General features: G+C 64.0%; 12 protein-coding genes. 6 read left to right on the top strand and 6 right to left on the bottom strand.

Annotated features, from left to right (window positions below; translation table 11 throughout):
- Positions 1-13 precede the first annotated feature (13 nt).
- Complete coding sequence (locus HMPREF2896_RS08090; protein ID WP_070719019.1) at positions 14-490, bottom strand: S-ribosylhomocysteine lyase; 477 nt, start codon at positions 488-490, stop codon at positions 14-16.
- Positions 491-574: 84 nt separating this feature from the next.
- Here HMPREF2896_RS08090 and HMPREF2896_RS08085 point away from each other — a divergent pair, with 84 nt between their 5' ends.
- Positions 575-1,759: a YihY/virulence factor BrkB family protein gene (locus HMPREF2896_RS08085; RefSeq protein WP_246823032.1), complete on the top strand. Its 1,185-nt coding sequence runs from the start codon at positions 575-577 to the stop codon at positions 1,757-1,759.
- 114 nt (positions 1,760-1,873) lie between these two features.
- Here HMPREF2896_RS08085 and HMPREF2896_RS08080 read toward each other — a convergent pair whose 3' ends face one another.
- Positions 1,874-2,077: a hypothetical protein gene (locus tag HMPREF2896_RS08080; protein WP_070719015.1), complete on the bottom strand. Its 204-nt coding sequence runs from the start codon at positions 2,075-2,077 to the stop codon at positions 1,874-1,876.
- Between the two features lie 164 nt (positions 2,078-2,241).
- Positions 2,242-11,175, bottom strand: a complete 8,934-nt coding sequence (locus HMPREF2896_RS08075; RefSeq protein WP_070719012.1) for a type I polyketide synthase — start codon at positions 11,173-11,175, stop codon at positions 2,242-2,244.
- Positions 11,176-11,475: 300 nt separating this feature from the next.
- Here HMPREF2896_RS08075 and HMPREF2896_RS08070 point away from each other — a divergent pair, with 300 nt between their 5' ends.
- A complete protein-coding gene (locus HMPREF2896_RS08070) occupies positions 11,476-12,474 on the top strand; it encodes a hypothetical protein (protein ID WP_141754778.1) in 999 nt (332 codons plus the stop codon).
- Here the strand turns inward: HMPREF2896_RS08070 and HMPREF2896_RS08065 are convergent.
- Both HMPREF2896_RS08065 and HMPREF2896_RS08060 read right to left on the bottom strand, forming a co-directional pair.
- Positions 12,471-14,210 carry a long-chain-fatty-acid--CoA ligase gene (locus tag HMPREF2896_RS08065; protein ID WP_070711018.1) on the bottom strand — a complete coding sequence of 580 codons (1,740 nt, stop codon included), beginning with the start codon at positions 14,208-14,210 and terminating at the stop codon, positions 12,471-12,473. The two genes, HMPREF2896_RS08070 and HMPREF2896_RS08065, sit on opposite strands and share 4 nt — an antisense overlap.
- 168 nt (positions 14,211-14,378) lie before the next feature.
- A complete protein-coding gene (locus HMPREF2896_RS08060) occupies positions 14,379-16,088 on the bottom strand; it encodes a long-chain-fatty-acid--CoA ligase (protein ID WP_070711019.1) in 1,710 nt (569 codons plus the stop codon).
- 76 nt (positions 16,089-16,164) lie between these two features.
- Here HMPREF2896_RS08060 and mshA point away from each other — a divergent pair, with 76 nt between their 5' ends.
- The 4 genes from mshA (at position 16,165) to HMPREF2896_RS08040 (ending at position 20,259) form a co-directional block, all read left to right on the top strand.
- Positions 16,165-17,430, top strand: a complete 1,266-nt coding sequence (mshA, locus tag HMPREF2896_RS08055) for a D-inositol-3-phosphate glycosyltransferase (RefSeq protein WP_070443953.1) — start codon at positions 16,165-16,167, stop codon at positions 17,428-17,430.
- Positions 17,431-17,473: 43 nt separating this feature from the next.
- Positions 17,474-18,223 (top strand): phosphoglyceromutase, encoded by a 750-nt coding sequence (locus HMPREF2896_RS08050; RefSeq protein ID WP_070645831.1) that lies wholly within the window; start codon positions 17,474-17,476, stop codon positions 18,221-18,223.
- 75 nt (positions 18,224-18,298) lie between these two features.
- Positions 18,299-19,564 (top strand): sensor histidine kinase, encoded by a 1,266-nt coding sequence (locus HMPREF2896_RS08045; RefSeq protein WP_070443950.1) that lies wholly within the window; start codon positions 18,299-18,301, stop codon positions 19,562-19,564.
- A complete protein-coding gene (locus HMPREF2896_RS08040) occupies positions 19,561-20,259 on the top strand; it encodes a response regulator transcription factor (protein ID WP_070443947.1) in 699 nt (232 codons plus the stop codon). Before HMPREF2896_RS08045 ends, HMPREF2896_RS08040 begins: the two co-directional genes overlap by 4 nt.
- Here the strand turns inward: HMPREF2896_RS08040 and HMPREF2896_RS08035 are convergent.
- Positions 20,256-21,137 carry a DUF3109 family protein gene (locus HMPREF2896_RS08035; RefSeq protein WP_070443944.1) on the bottom strand — a complete coding sequence of 294 codons (882 nt, stop codon included), beginning with the start codon at positions 21,135-21,137 and terminating at the stop codon, positions 20,256-20,258. The genes HMPREF2896_RS08040 and HMPREF2896_RS08035 overlap by 4 nt on opposite strands.
- Positions 21,138-21,152 lie beyond the last annotated feature (15 nt).

Genomic DNA, 21,152 nt, shown 5'->3' with positions numbered 1-21,152 from the left:
AGGACTTGGGTGGCTAGGCCATGACGTTGAGCCACTCATCCTTGGCCGCGAGGAAATTGCGTGCGGCCTCCTGCGCGCCCTCGAGTGAGTGGTGGGCGCCCCAGCCACATTGCACCTCGTTGGCGGCGGGGACCTCGGTGGCGTTGAGGATGTCATTGAGCGCGCCCTCGACAGCGCGGAGCAGCTCGTCCTGTTCCATGCCGTTGGTGATGGCGTAGAAGCCGGTGCGGCAACCCATCGGAGCAAAGCCAATGAGCTTGTCGGTGTAGTTGCGCATGAAGTTGGCCATCATGTGCTCGACCGAATGCAGTGCTTCGGTGCCGAGGTGCTCTTTGTTGGGCTGGCAGAAACGCAGGTCATACTTGATAATCTCGACCCCGCCGCCCAGGTCGGTGCGGTCGGCGACGCGGATATAGGGGGCGTCGACAAGCCGGTGGTCAAGCTCGAAGGACTTTACGTTGATCTTGTTGTCGGTGTTCTTCTCAATCATGCCTCCCCAGTGTAACCACGGCTTAGCCTGTGGTCTGAGTGTCCTTCCCCTGTATGCGGGCTGTGCCGCATACGCTGGTCAGATATGAGCGAAGAGGAGACCCGAGGCAACGCTATTCCGGCCGAAGAGCCAGAGACTATCGTGCCGTTTAAGAGCTCGACCATCCTTGAAGTCGAAGGCCACGATGATGAGCGCAACCCCCTCGCTAAAGGTAACCGCCTGCGCAAGGAGAGCTGGGGGCTGGTCATCCGCCGCACGTGGAATGACTTCTTCCACGATGCCTTCATGGACCGCGCCGCCGGGATGACCTACTTCACGCTCATGGCTTTTGCACCTACGGTGCTGGCCGCCTATTCCATCGCTACGCTTATCTTCTCCTCCCGCCAAGCGGAAGTGGAGCAGCTGACTTCTGAGTTCATTGAGCAATACGTTCCCGGGTCGCTATCAGAACAAGCCCATACGGTCGTCGGCACGATTATCGGCTCCAGCGCGCAGGGTACGTTGGCTCTGATCATCTCCCTGGCCATCTCGCTGTTTTCGGCGTCGGCGTATGTGCGGGCCTTCTCGCGGACAGCCAATACCGTGTACGGCCGGGTGGAAGGCCGCGGCATCATCCGCACGTGGGCGCTGATGTGGGGGCTGACAGCAGTCATTGTGGTCGGCGCGGTCATCGTGCTCTTTGCCAACTTGCTGCGTGATGCAGTTCTTAATGAAGGATTGATTCCGCTTGCACGCAACGTAGGACTAGAGGATGCCGCCACATACTTGGTACGAATCTTCCTCCCGGTGTGGAACTGGCTGCGCTTCCCAGTCACTGTGGTTGTGGTTCTCACGCTGATCGCGGTGCTCTATCACTTCGGTCCCAACGTGCGTCCCGGGCGCTTTAGGTGGATAACCTCCGGTTCCGTGGTGGCGCTTGTAGGCACGGTCGTGTCCTGGGGTTTGGTAGGCCTCTACCTGAAGTACCTCGCTGCGGCCAGCGCTTATGGTGCGTTGAGCACGGTCATGGCGGTCTTCGTGGCCACGTGGTTGATGAACACTGTGCTGATCGTCGGCATCAAGATTGATGCGGAGGTGTTGCGCGCCAAGGAGCTGCAACTGGGAATGCACTCCGAGCGCTTCATCCAAGCCCCGCCGCGTGCCGATAGCTCCTCCCAAGCCCAGGCCCGCGCCCAGGAGAGCTTGGAGCAGAGAGCGCGTGAGATTTCAGATAATGCGCGGCGGGCGCAGGACGAGCCGGCAGAAGAATCAGAGGAAGAACGCGCCTAGTTGCCAAAACCTTGGCCCCGCGTTGCATGGATCGGCGCTAAGTTTGGCAGATAGGGCAGTTGTGCAGCCGAGGGAAGGTGTATCTTCCGCGCTGCGTGCCCAGCCGGTGAGTTGTCACTGCGCAGATTCTTCAGCTACCCGGCGGTGGCCCGCGGCCTTGTCTCGCCTGCGTTTATTGAGGAGGGCCGAGATGAGGAATCCAAACCCTATAACCGTTGCGGTCTTGGTTGCCCACTCATAATCAGCCATGAGCCAACCGATAAGGGAAATGACGCTGAGCGAGCCGACTGCTGTGATGAGGAACTTCTCAATATCCATGTTTCACCCCTGAGTCGTGGAAGTCTCGTAATTAAGTAAACGGTGCATTATGGGAAAACTATCACGTAGTGATATGTGCGCAGGCAGAAAAGAAGCCGAGGAGGCCCGCTTCTTTGCGGACGTCCTCGGCTTGTTCTTAGGGCTTGCTGTTAGGGGCCAGCGCCTTAGGCGGAGGGGTAGGTGCCGTTATCGGTGAGGCGCGCGGAGTCGTCGAGAAGCATGGCAATCTCGGCGGCCTTGGCATCGCGTGCCGGGAGGCGGCGGCCTTCGATGACCTCGAAGAGCGGGGCGCGGCCCAGCATGCCGGCCTCAAAGTGGGCGCGGCCAGCACGCAGGCGCTGCTCGGCGCGCTCACGCCATTGGGAAGCGGCATCCGCCCCACGCTGATGGGACACAGCCTGCTCAAACACGCCGGGGTGGGCGTAAACGATGAGCGCGCTGACGTGGCCGAAGCCAAGCGAGGTCAGTGCCGCGGCCTTCACGCTGTGGCCCGCAGAGCCGAGGTCCAGCGGGGAGCGCAGCCACACCAGGTTCGGCGCCTTCGGGGCGATGAGCGGGTCGACGCAGTCCAGGGACACGTTCGCCGGGATGCGGTGCGTGCGGAAGACGTCGATGATGCCGCCTGTCTGGAAGAGCGCGGCACCCGCCTTGGAGTGGCCGGTGAGCGTCTTCTGGGAGATGACGAACATCGGCTGATCCTCATCGCGGCCAATCGCCGGCCACAGCAGGGAGTGCAGCTCCGACTCGTTGGGATCGTTGGCGTTGGTGGAAGTGTCGTGCTTAGACAGGACGCTGACGTCGTTGGGGGTGAGGCCCAGACCGCGCAGCGAGCGCGCCAAGCGGGAGTTCTCCCGGCCGCGGCCAGCACCCAGTGCACCCAGGCCAGGGGCCGGGATGGAGGTGTGGGCGCCGTCGCCATAGGAGGCGGCGTGCGCGACCACCGCGAGCACCGGCAGTCCTAAGTCGGCTGCTAATGAGGCACGAACGAGCAGGACCGTGCCGCCGCCCTCGCCTTCGAGGAAGCCGCCGCGGCGGCGGTCGTTGGCGCGGGAGATGAAGCGATCATCGATTCCCTTGGCGGTCATCTTGGCGGTCTCCGCGGTGGCGTTCATATCGCCGAAGCCCTGGAGGGACTCCACCTGGACATCGTCGATACCGCCGGCCACGACCACATCGGCCTTGCCCAAGGCAATCTTGTCCACGGCCTCCTCAATCGACACCGCTGCGGTAGCGCAGGCGCCGATGGGGTGAATCATGGAACCGTAGCCGCCCACCAGGGACTGCATGGTGTGTGCCGCGATGACGTTCGGCAGGGCTTCCTGCAGGATGTCCGACGGGCGCTCCTCACCGAGGAAGCGGGTGACGAAGACCTTGTGCAGGGACTCCATGCCGCCGATACCGGTGCCCTGCGTGGTGGCCACCTGACCCGGGTGGATGGAGCGCAGCAGCTCCGCCGGGGAGAAACCGGCCTGGGTGAAGGCATCCACCGCGCTGACCAGGTTCCACACCGCCATGCGGTCCAGGGAGTCGAGCATGTGCTCTGGGATGCCCCACTTGGCAGCGTCGAAGTCATCCGGCATCTGGGCGGCGACGGTGCGGGTCAGCGTGGCCTTGCGCGGGACCTTGACGGTGGCACCCTGGCGGCGGGTGACCTGCCATTCGCCGTCCTCCTCGACGATGCTGACGAACTCCGGGTCCGCGTCCTGGATATCGCGGGCGGTGGCCTCCGAATCCACGGTGAAGGTGACGTCGCGGTCGAGGAAGACGGTGGTCAGGTCGATGGAGCCGCGGTCGGTGAGGTGGTACTTATCCGTCAGGGTGCGCACGCCGGAGCGTGCGACGACCTCATCGCGGAAGCGCTCGAAGATGTCCTCCTCGGCGATCTCCTCATCGCTCTCCACGACGAACCAGCCCGGGTGTGGGTCCTCGCGCCATTCCACCAGCCCGGTCATCCAAGCCAGCTCCAGCACACCGGCTGCGGTCAGTTCCGCAGAACCATCGCGCTGCAGGCCATACTCGGCCTCGAAGCGCGTGCGGCCGGAGCCCCACGAGGAGACCTCGCCGATACCGGCGATGACCACCATGTCCTCCAGGTCCGTGGTGACTTGGCCAACTTCTTCCTCCAGGCCAGGCTGTACTGCTTGTACCTGGTTGGGCAGTGCGGTGATGGTGGCGGGGGCGTCCTTTTCCTCATGTGCAGCTGCGCCAGTGGTTCCTGCCGGCTCCACATCTGCGGCGAGCTCCTTGAGGGAGAAGCCCTCCAAGCCGCCGGTGAGGTCCTTCTCCAGCGGGGCGTGAGCTGCCTGCTCGCGCGAATCGGCGCTGGCCAGGTCCATGAGCTCGGCGGAAATCTCCTCCGGGCTCCACACCTTGATGCCGGCCTTCTCGGCGGCGGGCACCAGCCCATCGTTGCCGCCCATGAGGTGCGTGCCGGCGACCCAGCCGATCTTGGCCTGCGCCAGCGTGACACCCTGCGGCCAGCCGGCTTCGACTTTCCACTTGTTGAGGATGGCATCGAGTGCTGCCTTGACCTCGCCGTAGGCGCCGTCGCCACCGAAGGTGCCGCGGTTGGGCGAGCCCGGCAGGACAACGTGGCAGCGCTTGTCCACATCCTCCTGGCTCAGCCGTGCCAGCCCCGCGATGGTGCGCTCGACGGACCACAGCAGCAAGCGGGCCTGCGCCTCGGTGGTACCGGAGGCATCCGCCAGCGAGCCGGATACGCTCGGCGCGGCGAAGGGGAAGGCCAGCGTCGGAGTGAGGGCCGGTTTGAGGATCTTGACCTCGTTGCCCACGGACTCGCGTTGCTCGGAGCCGATCCAGTCGATGAGCGCATCGATATCGCGGAAGCTCGACAGGTTTGCCGGGACCAGCCACAAGGCGGAACCAGCAGCCCCGTGCTCGGCGTAGAGCGTGCGCGCGAATTCCTTGCGGGCCTGGCTGACACGAGAGGCAGTCATGATGACGGTTGCGCCGCCCTCCAGCAGGCGCTCCACCAGCGCGGTGGCGATGGAACCAGGGGCAGCACCCGTGACCAGGGCAACCTCACCGGCATACGCGCCGGGGGTGGTGTCCATTGCGGCCTTGGCGATATCCTCGCGCTTCCACCAGCGCGCCTGACGCGCCAGATCCTCGCCGGCACCGCGGAAGCTGTTCACCGGGTACTCGGCCTGGCCCAGTGCCAGGCGGGCGAGGCGCTCGCGGGCGATGGCCCAGGAGTCGTCGAAAAGCACGGCCTTGTTCGCATCGAAGGAGGGCGTGACGGACTTGAGCCAGCCGGAGCCGAGCTCTGCCTCGACGGCATCGATGACGGTGGTATCCGGTGCCTCGATGAGCTCCGGTTCGGAGTCCAAGCCCAGCTGGGAAAGAACCTGGCGGGCAACAGTAGCCAGCACACCGCTCTCACCGGTGACGGTCTCGGCGAAGGCATCCAAAGCAGCAGAGTCAACCACGGCACCGCCACCGGCACCACCGGCGGCCGCGCCCTTGGACACGGAGGCACCGTGGGTAGCGGCGACGGCTTGGACGGCGGCGTCGATCAGCTCGTGTGCTGCGGACTTCGAGGTAGTGCTCGCCGGCACGGTGCTCAGCGAGCCGCCGCGCACGGAGTCCTCTTCACGGGAGCCGAGCAGGATCTCCGCCTCGACGTGGGCAACCCAGGATTCGGGCAGGCCCCAGGTTCCGGTGACGTAGTCCGCCACGGCGGTGGGCTTGAGACCCGCAGCGCCGAAGAGCTGGCGCAGGCGCGCGCCGACGGCCTCACCCAGAACCGGGCCGAAAGCGGAGTAGCCCGGGGCGGCGGTGGCGACCTTCTCGCGCAGCGTGGCCACGTCGGCATCGGCGGCGCCATCGATGGCCGGCACGCCGATTTCCGCGGACATGTCCATGAGCAGCTGATTACGGCGCGAAGACACGCCGTTGGTCAGCTCTTCCACGGTGTCGGAGTCCGTGATCTGGTCCACGCGGATCTTGTTCTGGAAGGCGAAGAGCACCATGATGGCCTCCGCCGCACCAAAGCGCAGCTCGGGGGCGTCGCCGGAGGCAGCTGACGCGGTAGGTGCAGGAGCCGGTGTAGCTGGCTCGGCCGCAGCCGGAGCCTCGGCAGCCTCGACTGGTGCTTCGCTGGCCTGCGGAGCTTCCTCCGCAGCGGATTCCGGAGCCGGTGCGGCGGCGGGGGCTTCGGAGACGTCGGCAAGCATGACCTGCTCCTGGTCGCGCTCAACATTGAGCACGCGGATGGTGCCCTCCGGGATGCCGGCGACGGCCAGCGAGCGGGTAGCCAGGTTGGTCAGCGTCGGGGAAGAAGCCAAGCCGACCTCGATGATCTGCTCGACCTTGCCAAAGAGGAGCTCCTGGGTCTCAATCCAGCGCACAGGCGAAGCGAACTGCCAGGACAGTAGCTCGATGAGCAGCAGGCGGGCGAGCTCGTGCTCGTTCAGGTCCTCCACCTTCAGCCCGTCCAGCTTGCCGGAGGGAGCCAGCGGTGCCACGGCGTCGACGAAGTCCTGGGTGAGTTCGAAGGGGCGGGCCACCAGGTTCGGGATGTAGCGGCCTACCAGGGCATCCAGATCCAGCTCCTGCGGCAGCAGCTCATCGAGCTTCTCCGCGAAGGCCGGAACGCCCTCGCGCAGTACGCGGGAGTGGAAAGGAACATCGATACCCGGGACCATGACCGCCGCGCGCGGGGCGATGGCATTGGCCTTATCCACCAGGGCTTTGAGTCCCTTCTTGGTGCCGGCGACGGAGTACTGCTGGCCGCGGATGTTGTAGTTAACAATCTCCAGGAACTCACCGCTGGCCTCGGAGACCTCAGCCACCCAGGCGTCGACGCTGTCTGCATCAATGCCGGCCATGTTCGGGCGCAGTGCCGCCATGGCGTACTCGGAGTTGCCCTCCGCATCGCGCGGGACCAGGCTGCCCATGGCGGAGCCGCGGGAGTAGACGATGTCGATGACACCCTCAAGGTCAAAGATATTCGCCAGCGAGGCCAGCGCGGTGTACTCGCCCAGGGAGTGGCCGGCGAAATAGGAGGTCGGGGCCAGGGCGTCCTCGGCGCGCAGGCGCTCGGTCTGGGCATAGGCCACCACAGCCAGGGCCACCTGGGTGAACTGGGTCAGGTGCAGCACGCCCTGCGGGTGGCGGAAGGTGGTGCCGCGAACGGTGAGCTCCGTCGGGTTCTCATCGATGACTTTCTGGATGCTAAAGCCGAGGTTTTCGCGGGTATGCGCATCGGCACGGCGCCAGGCCTCGCGCGCTGCCGGAGAGGCCTGGCGGTCGCCCTTGCCCATGCCTTCGGCCTGGATGCCTTGGCCGGGGTAGACGTACGCCGTGGTCGGCGCGGCAAGCAGGGCCTGTCCGCGGGAGACGACTTCGCCCTCGATGCGGCAGGTGACTTCGAGGGCCTGGTGGATGCCCTTGCGGCCGACGCGCTCGACGGTGACCTCGATGTCATCACCCAGCTGCACCATGCCGTACATGGAATAGGTCCAGCCCACCACGCGGCCGTGGCGGCCGGCCACCTGCTGTGCCGCGGCCGAGAGCCACATGCCGTGCACCAACGGTGCCTGCAGGTTAACCAGCTGGGCCGCATTATAGGACGTGTGAATCGGGTTGTAGTCACCGGAAACCAGCGCAAACGGCGTCATGTCCTGCGGGGCGGTGACGGTGGCGCGGTCGACGAAGGAGCGCGGCGTTGGTACCACCTTGGTGGCGGACTTGCCGCCGCCCCACTCCGGTGCCTGGCTCGGTGCGGCGGTGCCGGTGGCGCGGCCGCGGATGGCAAAGCGGTGCATCTGCGTGGCCACGATGTCACCGGAAACGTGATCCTTGAGCTCGAGCTCCACCGTCACGATGCGTCCGGAGACGGATTCCTCGATGGCAGTGCAGGAGGAGGTGACGTCGATCTGGCGGCCGTCGGCAAGCTGCTCCAGCGGCACGCGCAGGTCGATGACGTGGTCCAAGTGCACCGCGTTAAGCAGGCCTTCGATGACCGGGTAGCCATCCTCTAGGCGGCCGGAGCCGAGCGCGGCATAGATGGCCGGCCAGCACGGGCCGACCAGGACATCCGGGGTGCCGGCTTTCTCTGTGGAGGACTCACCGCAGGTCACCGCGCTGTGTGCGGAGAGCAGCGAAGCAGGGAAGTGGAAGGAGTAGCCGGACTCGACGGTGGGCATCTTAGTGATCTCATCGCCCTGCTCTGCCGTGGAGCCGACACCAGCCAAGCCCTCCAGGAGGGTGAAGACGGAGTTAGGCAGGCGCTCCTCGGAGACCACCGGGGAGCCACCCGTGGCTACATCCTCCGGCAGGTCCACAGGGACGGTGACCTCGCGAACGTAGAAGGGGCGCTGCTCCTCCGGCAGGTCATCCCAATAGGAGTCCGCCGTGATAACAATCTCCCAGTTGCCTTCAGCATCCTGGCGCAGGTCGAAGGCGTTCTCATCCATCTCATAAGCCGGGTTGGCCATGAGGTGGCCGTGCCACAGCAGGGTAGGAGAAGTGCGCAGGAATGCGGCTTCATCGGCGGCGGAGTTCAGGCGGGAGAAAGCCTTCTGCGGGGTCGAGCCCTGCTCCAGCAGCGCATCCGTGGTGGCCTGCTCGAAGCGGGCAAGCAGGTCCGCCACGGGCTCGTTCTTCTTGGTAATGCCCGCCACGGCCACGGGGCCGGGGATGATGCGCACCTGGTCAGCGGTGTAGCGCTCATCCTGTGCCTGCCAGAGGGTGTCCTTGCCAAACCAGGACTTCAGGTCACCGTCCAGGGCCGGTACCCACGGCATGGGCTTGACGTGCTTGTAGTGCAGGGAAATCCACCAGGCGGCATCGCGCGCGGAGACCTCGGTGGTGCGTGCGGCAGGGTAAGCATCCAGCAGCTTGGCCACGGCCTGCGGGGCATCGTGCACAGCTTCCACAGCGGGGAAGAGAGTTTCAATCTGGCCATGGTCGGCCGGGTTCAGGCGGGCTTCGACGCGGTGCAGGAGATCGAAGAAGCGGTCATCCCAGCTGGGATCCACGAACGGATGGGCCAGCTCCACGAAGCGCTCGAGCCACTCCGCGTAGGTCATGGACTCCACATCGCCGAAGTAAGGCTTGCAGGTCTTGGCCAAGGCGTCGATGATCTCCTGGCGGTGGGCCGGGTATTCCTCGATGCTCAGGGAAGTAATCAGGCGCGAGGCCGCGGCGAAGGAATTATCCAGGTCGTGGATGTCCGCCAAAAGGTGCGACTGCGAGGATGCCACGCCGTTCGCACCGGTGCCGCGGCCGACCCATCCGCCGTTCTTGGAAGGCGAAATGCCTTCCGTGTTGACCAGCAGGTCCTTCACCGAATCGGTGGCCTTGGCTTCCTTGGTGGCCATGGCGACGGTGCCGAGGAAGACGGCGTCGACAGGCATGGCCGGCATAGCGTGCTTCTTCGCCCACTCACCGGTGAGGTAGGAGGTGGCGCGATCCGGGGAGGCGATGCCGCCGCCGACCGCCAGGTAGACGTTGGGGTGCTGGCGGATTTCGGCGTAGGTATCCAGCAGCATGTCATCCAGGTTGACCCAGGAGTGGTGGCCGCCGGCGTGGCCGTCCTCGACCTGCATGATGATGCGGTCCTCCGGGTAGGCCGTGGCGATGGCCAGCACATCCCGGATCTGCTTCGCGGTGCCGGGCTTGAAGGAGATGAAGGGGAAACCATCGGCGTGAAGGCGGTCCAGCAGCTCGCCAGCTTCCTCTACTTCCGGGATACCGGCGGAGATGCACACGCCGTTGAAAGCCGCACCGGCCGCGCGTGCCTTGGGCACGATGCGCGCCTGGCCGAAGTGCAGGTTCCACAGGAAGCGGTCAAAGAACATGGTGTTGAACTGCGCCGTGCGGCCAGGGCGCAGGTGCTGCTCCATTGTGGCCAGGTGGGCGCGGAAGACCTCATCGGAGTACATGCCGCCGCCGGCCATCTCCGTCCAGTGGCCAGCGTTGGCTGCCGCGGCCACGATCTCACCATCAGCGGAGGTCGGCGTCATGCCGCCCAGCATGATCGGGGACAGGCCCGTGAGATCGGAGAAGCGGGTCTGGGTATAGGTGCGGCCATTGGGAAGCTCGATGGTGCGCGGGGCGAAGTCAGCGTAGTTCAGGGTCTTGGGCAGTTCAGCGCCCGGCGTCGCCAGCGCATCAAGCTCCTGCGGGGTGGCGGCCGAGACCACCGTGACTCCCGTGCCTTCCACCACGCGGCGGGTGATGTTCGCCAAGGCGCGGTCGAGAACAATGAGGTGCTCGGAGTCGAGCGCGGCGAGCGTGGCCGGCCAGTCGTGTTCGGTGACCAGGATGGCTTCGGCCTGCGCGCGGGCCTCATCCGCGTCGAGGCCGCACTGCTTAGCCAGCGTCACGGTGCGCTCGGCCGCTGGGGCGAGCACCGGGTTGTGGAAGGGAAGGGCCACGGGCAGCTCATCAAAGCGGGGGCTGAGCTCATCGCCGCCGACGGTACGCTTCTCCAGCTCGGCGTTGAAGCTCTTCACAGCCTCGTCGATGGCGGTGCGGGTGGCAGCCAGGTCCTCCGGGCTGCCGGACAGCGCAAAGTGGCGGCGGCCGTTGACCACGGCGATGGCGGCGGTGCCGTGCAGGTACTCGGTGATGAAGCTGCGCTCCAGGCCGCGAATGGACAGCATCTGGGAGCGCGGATCGGAGCCGTTGACCGCGCTGGCGGCGGTGCCCATCAGGATGGCCAGGGCCAGGGCTTGCGCTGGCTTGTCGACGGCCAACGCGCCCAAGCTGCCCTGCGAATGCCCAGCGCGCTCGTCGATGTCGACGCCCAGGTCACGCAGCTGCTCGATAGCGGCAATCTGGCCGAGGACGATGCCGGGGATGGAGACCGCCGGCAGGGCATCGAGGGACGTGGACTCGGTGGAACCCGCAATGAGCTGCTCGAGGCGCTCGAGCGCGCCGGGGCACGTGGAGGCGATGGTGCGTGCGGCGGGGCCGGTGAGGCTGCGTGCCTGGGCGAGGGTCTCGCGCAGGGTGTCAGCAGTGGCGGCAGACTGCGCGGCGGTGGTGATGAAACCCTGCCAATCGGAGCCTTGTCCGGCGAAAAGTACGGCCGGGCGGGGCATGGAATGCAGCATAGTAACAGGCATCTTTCCTCTTTTGAGCTGATGGGGAACGGTTTTATGAAGAGCTGTGGGCAAGATTAGTTAGCCCTACAGAACAATCATGATGTGCCACCGTAGTCGAAGCCTTCGCGCAAAGCGGCCTCCCGCGCGGAAAATGTGAGGTTTTTCTCACGTTTGGGTTGTGGGGGTACTCGCCGCGTCGCCGCTGCGCGAAGTTGCGCAACCTTTTGTATTCTTGGCCTCACTGCAGCGGCTCGGGGAGGAGCAGGGGTGGCTCAGCATCGGTTCGCGCAGCATGAAAGAAAAGAAAAACAAGGGGGGACTATGTCTCAATCAGCAACCGAGAAAACAAACAAGACACCAGCTCGGCTCAGCAAAAGCCGAGTCATCAAAACCATGACCAAGCTGGCCGGAAAGCTGGAGGAAGATTTCTCCACCGGCTTGCCTACCATCAAAATTGCGGGCGGATTCTTAAGTGTCGACGTCAATGAAGAGATGGGCGGCCTCTGTGTCCTTGGGTATTGGGGCGGTGCAGTGCGCTTCAACCCGGACCGGCAGCCTTTGCGCATGGAGGTCAATGATCTCAACGGCGGTGGAATCTCTGGCAACCTCGTTGCCGAGCCCTGTGGAAGCTCTACTATGCATACCCACCTGCTGGTCCTTGCGCCGCCTTATCTGCCGTCGACGGCCACGAATGCTCAACTCAAGAGCATTATCGCGGGCTATGCGGCCGAAATGTCGGCGGTCTTCGCGCGCCTAGATGAGCAGTTTCCGGAAGAGCCCTCCAAGCCACGGAAGGGGTCTGGGCTTAAGCCGGTATCGCCCCACTATTTCAGCGAGGCCTATGGGGTTTCAGCGGTGGGGATGTGGCGGGTGCACGAGCGCGCCACGCGCCTGGCGATGATCGGCACGTCCGTTCACGTGGTGGACCACCGGAACGGGGCCGTGAGCATCCTCATCAATGAACACGCGATCACTATTGAATCCGCTCGTGATGGCTCCGGGGATATTGAACTCCGCCTCGTCACGCCCTCCGGCCGCTGTGCGTGCGACCTTGATGCACTCGTGCGCTGGGCCGAGTTTATGAACGATGATCAGTATGTCTACTCCGCGCGCATCGAGGTGGTGAACCTCGATGGCGGCGATGGGCAGGACCTGGTCTTGGTGGCCACGGCCCGCATTCCCACGAAGTGGGGCTACACCGATGAGCAGCTGGATTGGCAGCTCAGCACGTTGGTGAGCCAGCTTGTCGGTGCTGGTGAAGCGTTCTACCGAACCTTCAACCCCACGCGCGTGATGCGCTATATCGACCGCGCGGCTTAGGCGGAAGCTTCTTTGCCGAGCAGTTTGAGGAGGTCCTGCTGCACTTCGCGGCGGCGGACCTTGCCAAGCTGGTCGGAGGCCAGGTGCTCGAAGTGGTAGAAGGTGCGCGGTACCTTGTAGCGGGTCAGGCGCTCGCGGCAGTAGTCCTTGAGGCCCTCTGGATCGAGCACCGCGCCATCCTCCAGGATGATGCAGGCCACGACATCCTCGGAGCCGTCCGCGCGCGGACGGCCGACGATGGCCACGTTGGTAACGTCCGGGTGCTGGCGGATAACGTCTTCCACTTCGGCCGGGTACACATTGAAGCCGCCGGTAATGATCATTTCCTTGATGCGGGAGACGATCTTGATGAAGCCATCGGATTCCATGATTGCCATGTCACCCGTGCGGTACCACCCTTCGTGGAAGGACTGCTCGGTGGCCTCCGGCATGTTGAAGTAGCCTTTGAACACCTGCGGCCCGCGCACGAGGAGTTCGCCCGCGGTGCCATCCGGCTGGGTCTCGCTGAGGTTGTCTGGGTTGCCGATGCGCACCTCGGTATCCGGGAAGGGGATGCCGATATAGCCGGGGCGGCGGTTCTTGTTGAGCGGGTTTGCGGCCACGATCGGCGAGGTTTCCGTGAGCCCATAGCCCTCCACGAGCAGGCCGCCGGTCAGCATCTCCCATTCCTCAACGATCTCCTCTGGTAGCGCTGCTGCGCCCGAGAGGCTGTTCCCGATGCCGTGGAGATCGATGTTCTGTTCCTTGGCTGCCTCCATAACCTTGGAGTAGATCGTGGGCACGCCCGGCATCCAGGTGGGGAGGCGCTTCTTCATGATGTCGAGGAGCAGAGGAACCTTCGGTGCAGGGGTGAGGACCAGCTCGCCGCCAATGTGTACGCCAAGGGCGGCGATGAGGGTGAGTCCATAGACGTGGAAGAGGGGGAGGGCGGCGAGCATGCGCTCGGGCTTCTTGCCCAATTCGGGCACCCACGCTTCCGCCATCTTCATGTTGCAGTACAGGTTGGAGTGGGTCAGCTCCGCTCCCTTGGGTCTGCCGGTGGTTCCGGAGGTGTAAAGGATTAGTGCGGTATCGTCGCGGTTGACCTTGGCGTCTTCGAGCTTCTGGCCCTGCCCGCCGATGGCGCGGCCTGTGAGCGTGCTCCACGGAACGGTGTTGGGGGCGGGAACTGAAAGCTCGGCCCGCTTGTCCTTAATGAAAGGAAGGGGCAAGCGCAGTAGCAGCTGCTTGGGGCGCGGCATGGCCTCAATCATGTTGACCGTAACGATCGTCTCCAGCGGCGTGGAATCACGCAGCTCCTCAAAGACCGGGCTCGCCTTATCCCAGACCACGGCCACGCGGGCGGCGTGGTCCTGGAACAGGGGCTCGAGCTCAGCAGCGGTGTAGAGCGGGTTATGCTCCACGACGGTCGCCCCGAGCTTCAAGATGGCATAGAAGACCGCCACGTGCTGGGGGCAGTTGGGGAGCGCTACGGCGACGCGGTCGCCGGGGCGAATGCCGAAGGCCTTAAGCCCCGCTGCGGCGGCGCGCACGTGGGTGTCGAGTTCGCGGTAGGTCATCTGGTGACCAAAGAACCACGTGGCGGGCCTTTCGCCGAATTTCTCCACGGTTTCTCGGTAGGAGTCCAAGAGCGTTTCGGTGCCGTAATCCAGATTGGGTTTAGTCCACTCAGGGTAATACTGGAGCCAGGCTTTCGTCTCAAAGGCGGAGGGGGCCTGGGCAGGGGATTCGGTCATGTTCGCGAACTCCTTAGGTGGTCAAACTTATTATGTGTGGAACAGTATAACCAACTTGTGACAGAAGTCTCGCAAAAATTAGCAAAGTTGCTTAGAGGAGTGAAAATATTATAACCCCGGTGATATGCGTCTATCGCGCAGGGATCGCTCCGGGGTTATGCAGCGCTATTATTCAGCCTTGAGGCGCTCCAGTAGATCCGCCTGAACCTCGCGGCGGCGAATCTTGCCCAGCTGGTCCGTGGCCAGCTTCTCAAAATGGTAGAAGGTGCGCGGCACCTTGTAGCGGGTCAGGCGCTCGCGGCAGTAGTCCTTGAGGCCTTCGGGGTCGAGCGCGGCGCCGTCGTTCAGCACGATGCAGGCCACGACGTCCTCCGAGCCGTCCGAACGCGGGCGGCCCACCACGGCGGCCTCCGCCACGTCTGGGTGGTCCAGCAGCGTTTCCTCAACCTCGCCGGGGTAGACGTTGAAGCCGCCGGTGATGATGATTTCCTTAATGCGGCTGACCAAGCGGATGAAGCCATCTTCCTCCATCACGCCCATATCACCGGTGCGGAACCAGCCATTGTGGAAGGCCTTCTCGGTGGCTTCCTCATCGCCGAAGTAGCCCTTGAAAATCTGCGGGCCGCGGGCCAGGACCTCACCTTCTTGGCCGTCCGGCATGGTCTCATCCAGGTTCTCCGGGTTGGCGATGCGAATTTCGGTATCCGGGAAGGGGATGCCCACGTAGCCGGGGCGGCGGTCGTTGCTCATGGGGTTGCCCACGATGATGGGCGAACACTCCGTCAGGCCATAGCCCTCCACGAGCAGGCCACCGGTGTACTTTTCCCACTTCTCCACGGTATTGACCGGCAGGGTCGAGGCACCGGAGAAGGCCGCGCGCACGCCATCGAGGGAGACGTCGTTTTCTTCCGCCTTCGCCACAATGCGCTCGTACAAGGTCGGCACACCCGGCACCCAGGTTGGGGTGTGCTTCTTCATGAGATCCATGATGAGCGGCATCTGCGGGCTCGGAAGCAGCACCAGCTCGCTGGCGATGAGCGGCGCCAAGGTGGCGTTCATGGTCAGGCCATAGGCATGGAAGAAGGGGAGGGCGGCGAGCATGCGCTCAGGGGAATCGCCCAGGCCCGGTACCCAGTGCTTGCCCATCAAGATATTGGAGAAGAGGTTGCCGTGGGTCAGCTCCGCACCCTTGGGGCTACCAGTGGTGCCGGAGGTGTAGAGGATCAGCGCGGTGGTGTCCTTGGTGACTTCCTCCGGGGTGATGACGTCAGAACCATCGCCGCCGATCGCGTTGCCCACGAGGGATTCCCACGGCACCGTATTCGGGGCCGGGGCGGTGAGCTGATCGCGCTTGGACTTCAGCGGCGGAATAGGCAGGCGCAGGGCTAGGCGCTGCGGAGTCGGCATCGCGTTGATCATGTTGATGGAGACGACGGTCTCCAGGGAGGTCGTCGGGCGCAGCTTCTCCAAGGTGGAGGCCGTTTTATCCCACGCAATGGCGATGCGTGCGCCGTGGTTCTTAAACAGGCCCTCCAGCTCGTGGGCGGTGTAGAGCGGGTTGTGGAGCACCGCGATGGCGCCCAGCTTGAGTACGGCCCAAAAGGCGGAGATGAACTGCGGGCAGTTGGGGGCGACGATGGCAACGCGGTCTCCCGGGCGCACGCCGAAGGCGCGAAGGCCGGCGGCTGCGCGGCGAACCTGCTTGTCCAACTCGGCATAGGTCTGCGTGCGGCCGAAGAAGTAGGTTGCCGGCTTGTCGGGGTGGAGCGCGAGGTTGTTGTCGTAAACGTCGAGAAGCGTGGTGTCCCCGTACTCCAAGCTGTGCGGGGTCCACTCCGGGTAGTACTGGAGCCACGCCTTGGACTCGTATGCCGACATCGATTCACCTTTCGGTCGCGTAGGTTGAGGTACGGGCCAGTATAACGCGGCTCGTTTCGGGATACACTGGAAAATTATGCGCATCGCGATGATTTCCATGCACACCTCGCCCCTTGAACAGCCCGGTTCCGGGGACGCGGGCGGCATGAATGTCTATGTTCTTAACACTGCCCGCCAGCTCGCGCGCCTCGGCGTAGAGGTCGATATTTTCACTCGCGCCACGCGCCCCAGTCAGGGGGAAGTGGTGGACGTCGAGGAGCGCCTGCGCGTCATCAATATTGTGGCGGGACCCTATGAAGGCCTCAGCAAGGAGGAACTGTCCACGCAGCTGGCCGCGTTCACGGGCGGCATCTTCAACTTCGCGCGCTGTTTTGAGGTGGAGTATGACGTTATCCACTCCCACTACTGGCTCTCCGGCCAGGTGGGCTGGCTGCTGCGTGACCTTTGGGACGTCCCTCTTGTCCACACCGCACACACGCTGGCCGCGGTGAAGAACGTGCACCGCACGCTCGATGACACCCCGGAAACCGAAGCCCGCCGCATTTGCGAGCAGCAACTGGTGGATAACGCCGACATCCTGGTGGTCAACACCGCCCAGGAAACCCGCGATCTGATCGAGCATTACGACGCCTCGCCGGAGAATATCGTCGTGGTCTCCCCGGGTGCAGATACCGAGCTGTATACCCCGGGTACAGACCGTATGACGGAGCGCGCCCGCCGCCAGCTGGGCATCCCGCTGCACACCAAAGTCGTGGCCTTTGTGGGTCGCCTGCAAAAGTTCAAGGGCCCCGACGTGCTCATCCGCGCCGCCGCGGAGCTGATGGAGCGCGATCCGGATCGTCGCCTGCGCGTGATCATCTGTGGCGGTGCCTCTGGGGCGAATTCCTCGCCGGATGCCTACCACAACCTCGCTCGTGAGCTGGGGGTGGAGCGCGTCGTGCGCTTCCTGAGCCCGCGCCCGCCGCAGGAGCTCGTGGCCATCTATCAAGCCGCGGATATCGTCGCGGTGCCCAGCTATAACGAGTCTTTCGGGCTGGTAGCCATGGAAGCGCAGGCCTCCGGAACGCCCGTGGTGGCAGCGGCCGTCGGCGGCTTGCCTATTGCCGTCGCGGATGGTGACACGGGCTTGCTCGTTCACTCCCATTCGGCGCAGGATTGGGCTGACGCGCTAGAGCAGTTGCTTGACGACGACCCCCGCCGCATCGCCATGGGCGAAGCCGCCGTCGATCACGCCCAGCAGTTCAGTTGGGCAGCGGCCGCCACCCAGCTGGAGAATATTTATGCCGATGCGATGAGTATCGAGATTCCGGACTGTCATGCGCGCCGGGCAATCGGATATTAAAACCACCTGACGCGCTGTCGAAAAACGTGGCATGCTGGTGTTTATGAGTAACGGAAAGCTGATTCTACTTCGACACGGACAGTCCGAATGGAACGAGTCCAACCAGTTCACCGGTTGGGTTGATGTCAACCTCACCGCCAAGGGTGAGGGCGAGGCCAAGCGTGGCGGCGAGCTGCTCAAGGAACAGGGCATCTTGCCGAATATCGTCTACACCTCCCTGCTGCGCCGTGCCATCCGCACCGCCAATATTGCGCTCAACGCTGCGGACCGCCACTGGATCCCGGTCGTGCGCGACTGGCGCCTCAACGAGCGCCACTACGGCGCCCTGCAGGGCCTCAACAAGGCAGAGACCAAGGATAAGTACGGTGAGGAGCAGTTCATGGCATGGCGCCGTTCTTACGGCACCCCGCCGCCGGAGCTGGAGGATGGCGCCGAGTACTCCCAGGCCGGTGACCCGCGCTACGCCAACCTGGATCAGGTTCCGCGTACCGAGTGCCTGAAGGATGTCGTCGAGCGCTTCGTTCCTTATTTCGAGGAGGAGATCCTCCCGCGCGCCAAGAAGGGTGAGACCGTTCTCATCGCCGCACACGGCAACTCCCTGCGCGCGCTGGTCAAGCACCTGGATCAGATCTCCGATGAGGAGATTGCCGGCCTTAATATTCCAACTGGTATCCCGCTGGTCTACGAGATCACCGAGGACGGCTCCGTGGTGAACCCGGGCGGCACCTACCTCGATCCGGAAGCTGCTGCTGCCGGCGCTGCCGCCGTGGCCGCTCAGGGTGGAAAGAACTAAACACCGAGCAAGCTGCGTGCTGCGCACAATCCCCAGGGAGCATATACTCCTTGGGGATTCTTTGTAGGGGCGTGAATGATTGTGGAACTGGTTTTAGCTTTTCTTGCCGGCGTGGTGGCCTGTGGTCTGGCCATTCCGGTGCTGGCTCGGTTCCGTGAACGCATGGAGCGCCGCCGCGTCCGCGATGCGGACGCCAACCAGGTCACCAGTGTGAGCCAGGTCCTGCATCTCGCCGTGGCGGGCTCGCCGGCCGGTATGACGGTGCTCTCGCGCGACAAAGAGGTCATCTTTTCCAACCCTGCGTCCCATCAAATGTCGATGGTGCACGACCGTGCCGTGAACCCCGATATTTGGAAGGTCGCGGAGGAGGTCTTCGACGATAAGGAGACTCGAACGCTGGACCTTGCCATTCCCAAGCGGCGCACGGGTAACCGCGTGATTCAGGTACGCGCGGTGGTTCAGCCGCTGACGCTGAACGACGATCGCTTCGTCATCGTCTACGGCACCGACGAGTCCGAATCGGTGCGCATGGAATCTGCCCGCCGTGACTTCGTGGCTAACGTGTCGCACGAACTGAAGACCCCAGTCGGCGGCATCGCCCTGTTAGCCGAGGCCCTCCTCGAAGACACGGGGGATCCCGAGCATGTCGAGTACTTCGGCAGCAGGGTGCAAAAGGAAGCCGCTCGCATGGCCGAGATGGTCAGCGAGCTCATTTCCCTGTCCAAGCTGCAGGGTGCGGAGGCGCTGCCAGAGATGGAGCCGCTTGACCTCGATGACGTCATCGATGAGGCCATCACCCGCAACCAGCTCGCCGCCGATTCCCACCACAACCAGCTCACCCGCGGCGAATCCGCAGGTGTTCACGTCATGGGAGATAAATCCCTCCTGGTTACGGCGATCTCAAACTTGATCTCCAACGCCATCCACTATTCGCCGGATGAGCTTCCGGTATCGGTGACGCAGAAGGTCGTCGGCGGGAAGGTCGTGCACATCCGAGTCACGGACCGCGGCATCGGCATTGCTCCGGAAGACCAGAAGCGGGTATTTGAGCGCTTCTTCCGCGTGGATAAGGCACGCTCCAGGCAGACCGGCGGGACTGGCCTTGGCTTGGCCATTGTGAAGCACGTCGTGGCTAATCACGGCGGCAATATCAAGCTGTGGTCACGCCCCGGAACTGGCTCGACGTTTACTATCGAGCTCCCTATATACGCCGAAGAGAAGCCAGCGGATAATCTTATTAACCGGGATAATATAGAAGACGGAGCCGTCAGCTCTGCCGCCCCTGGTTTGCAGCGCGCTGTGGCGCGTGTAGCAGCTCGTCGAAAGGATAAAGCGCAATGACCACCATCCTCATCGTTGAAGATGAAGAGTCGCTGGCCGATCCCCTCGCCTTCCTCCTCCGAAAGGAGGGATTCGACGTTCTCCTTGCCCCCGACGGGCCCAGCGCGCTCGAACAGTTTGCGGCACATAACGTAGACATCGTCCTGCTGGACCTCATGCTGCCGGGAATGTCTGGAACGGACGTCTGCAAGCAATTGCGCACGACGTCTTCTGTGCCGGTGATTATGGTGACCGCGCGCGACTCGGAGATTGACAAGGTTGTGGGCCTGGAGCTCGGCGCGGATGACTATGTGACTAAGCCTTATTCCTCCCGCGAGCTCATCGCCCGCATCCGCGCTGTGCTGCGCCGTGGCCAAGATGTCTCCTCCGAGCACGCTGAGGAGGAGCCCGACGAGCAAATCCTGGAAGGCGGCCGCGTGCGCATGGATGTGGAGCGCCACACCGTTCTCGTGGCCGGCGAGCCGGTATCCATGCCGCTCAAGGAGTTTGACCTCCTCGAATACCTACTGCGCAACGCCGGACGTGTACTGACTCGCGGCCAACTCATTGACCGCATCTGGGGAGCGGATTATGTGGGCGATACCAAGACCCTCGATGTTCACGTCAAGCGCCTCCGCTCCAAGATTGAGGCCGAACCTTCCCGCCCACAGCAGCTCGTGACGGTGCGCGGCCTGGGCTATAAGTTCGAGGCTTAAACGCGGGGGTCAGCCGGGTGCCGCGGGAACTCGACTCCGGACCGTGCCCGGGCCTCGCAGTGTGTGGCCAGGATGTCGTAGCACTCCTCTCCGAGTAGCGCGATCAGCTCGGTTTTCTGCGACTTCCACAGCGGTTCTTCCGCGATGTGGCAGGAGGGATCTGCCGAGCAATACCAATCAAAGTCCTCTCCGCCGTTACCCCACCCGCGGCGGTCATATTCGCCGATAGTGGTGCGCAGGATTTCCTCCCCGTCGGGGCGCTCCTCATAGTCCTCGTGCCGGCGAATCGGCAGCTGCCAGCACACCTCGGGCTTGACCACGGTGAGTTCCTCACCCGCCTCGAGCGCCCATTGGTGGATAGCGCAGCCCGCGCCCGTGGGCCAGCCGGCGCGGTTGGCGAAGATGCAGGCGCCGTCGACAAGCGGCGTCTTCAGGGCCGGCTCCGGCTCGCCATCATCGCCGTCGAGCTCATCCCACTCCAGCCAGGGCTCCAACTCCTCAGGTTCTCCGTGTTCCAGGAACTCATCTACCCCCGCAGGGCGGTGCTGCCAGAAGCGGGCGGGCATGCGCGCGACGGCGTCGCGAAGCTGCTCCCGATCCGTCTCATCAGCCATGTAGGCGCCGTGCACGCAGCAGCCGACATCGGGCTGCTGCTTATCGATGCCGTGGCACCTCTCCGTCCCAAACTGGCAGGCATAGTGCGATTCGAGCCAGGTCAGGTCGATGGAAAAGACGTGGAGTGGATCGTTTGGATCCGTAAATTCAAACCACTCTCTAGGAAAATCGGGGGCCTTTTCGCGGCCGGCCAAGATGGACGCCGCCGCCGGGGAGGAGGCGGGAAAACCCAGGTAAACTTCATTTGATTTCGGGCGATTCACACCTACCCACGGTAG

The sequence above is a fragment of the Corynebacterium sp. HMSC069E04 genome (assembly GCF_001813175.1).
Classification (GTDB): Bacteria; Actinomycetota; Actinomycetes; order Mycobacteriales; family Mycobacteriaceae; genus Corynebacterium; species Corynebacterium aurimucosum.
This window is presented reverse-complemented; position numbering and strand designations above follow the sequence as displayed.

Bases quoted from the DNA above. Each gene is read 5' to 3' on its own strand.
- HMPREF2896_RS08090 (WP_070719019.1), bottom strand. From the start codon at position 490: ATGATTGAGAAGAACACCGACAACAAGATCAACGTAAAGTCCTTCGAG.
- HMPREF2896_RS08085 (WP_246823032.1), top strand. From the start codon at position 575: ATGAGCGAAGAGGAGACCCGAGGCAACGCTATTCCGGCCGAAGAGCCA.
- HMPREF2896_RS08080 (WP_070719015.1), bottom strand. From the start codon at position 2,077: ATGGATATTGAGAAGTTCCTCATCACAGCAGTCGGCTCGCTCAGCGTC.
- HMPREF2896_RS08075 (WP_070719012.1), bottom strand. From the start codon at position 11,175: ATGCCTGTTACTATGCTGCATTCCATGCCCCGCCCGGCCGTACTTTTC.
- HMPREF2896_RS08070 (WP_141754778.1), top strand. From the start codon at position 11,476: ATGTCTCAATCAGCAACCGAGAAAACAAACAAGACACCAGCTCGGCTC.
- HMPREF2896_RS08065 (WP_070711018.1), bottom strand. From the start codon at position 14,210: ATGACCGAATCCCCTGCCCAGGCCCCCTCCGCCTTTGAGACGAAAGCC.
- HMPREF2896_RS08060 (WP_070711019.1), bottom strand. From the start codon at position 16,088: ATGTCGGCATACGAGTCCAAGGCGTGGCTCCAGTACTACCCGGAGTGG.
- mshA (WP_070443953.1), top strand. From the start codon at position 16,165: ATGCGCATCGCGATGATTTCCATGCACACCTCGCCCCTTGAACAGCCC.
- HMPREF2896_RS08050 (WP_070645831.1), top strand. From the start codon at position 17,474: ATGAGTAACGGAAAGCTGATTCTACTTCGACACGGACAGTCCGAATGG.
- HMPREF2896_RS08045 (WP_070443950.1), top strand. From the start codon at position 18,299: ATGATTGTGGAACTGGTTTTAGCTTTTCTTGCCGGCGTGGTGGCCTGT.
- HMPREF2896_RS08040 (WP_070443947.1), top strand. From the start codon at position 19,561: ATGACCACCATCCTCATCGTTGAAGATGAAGAGTCGCTGGCCGATCCC.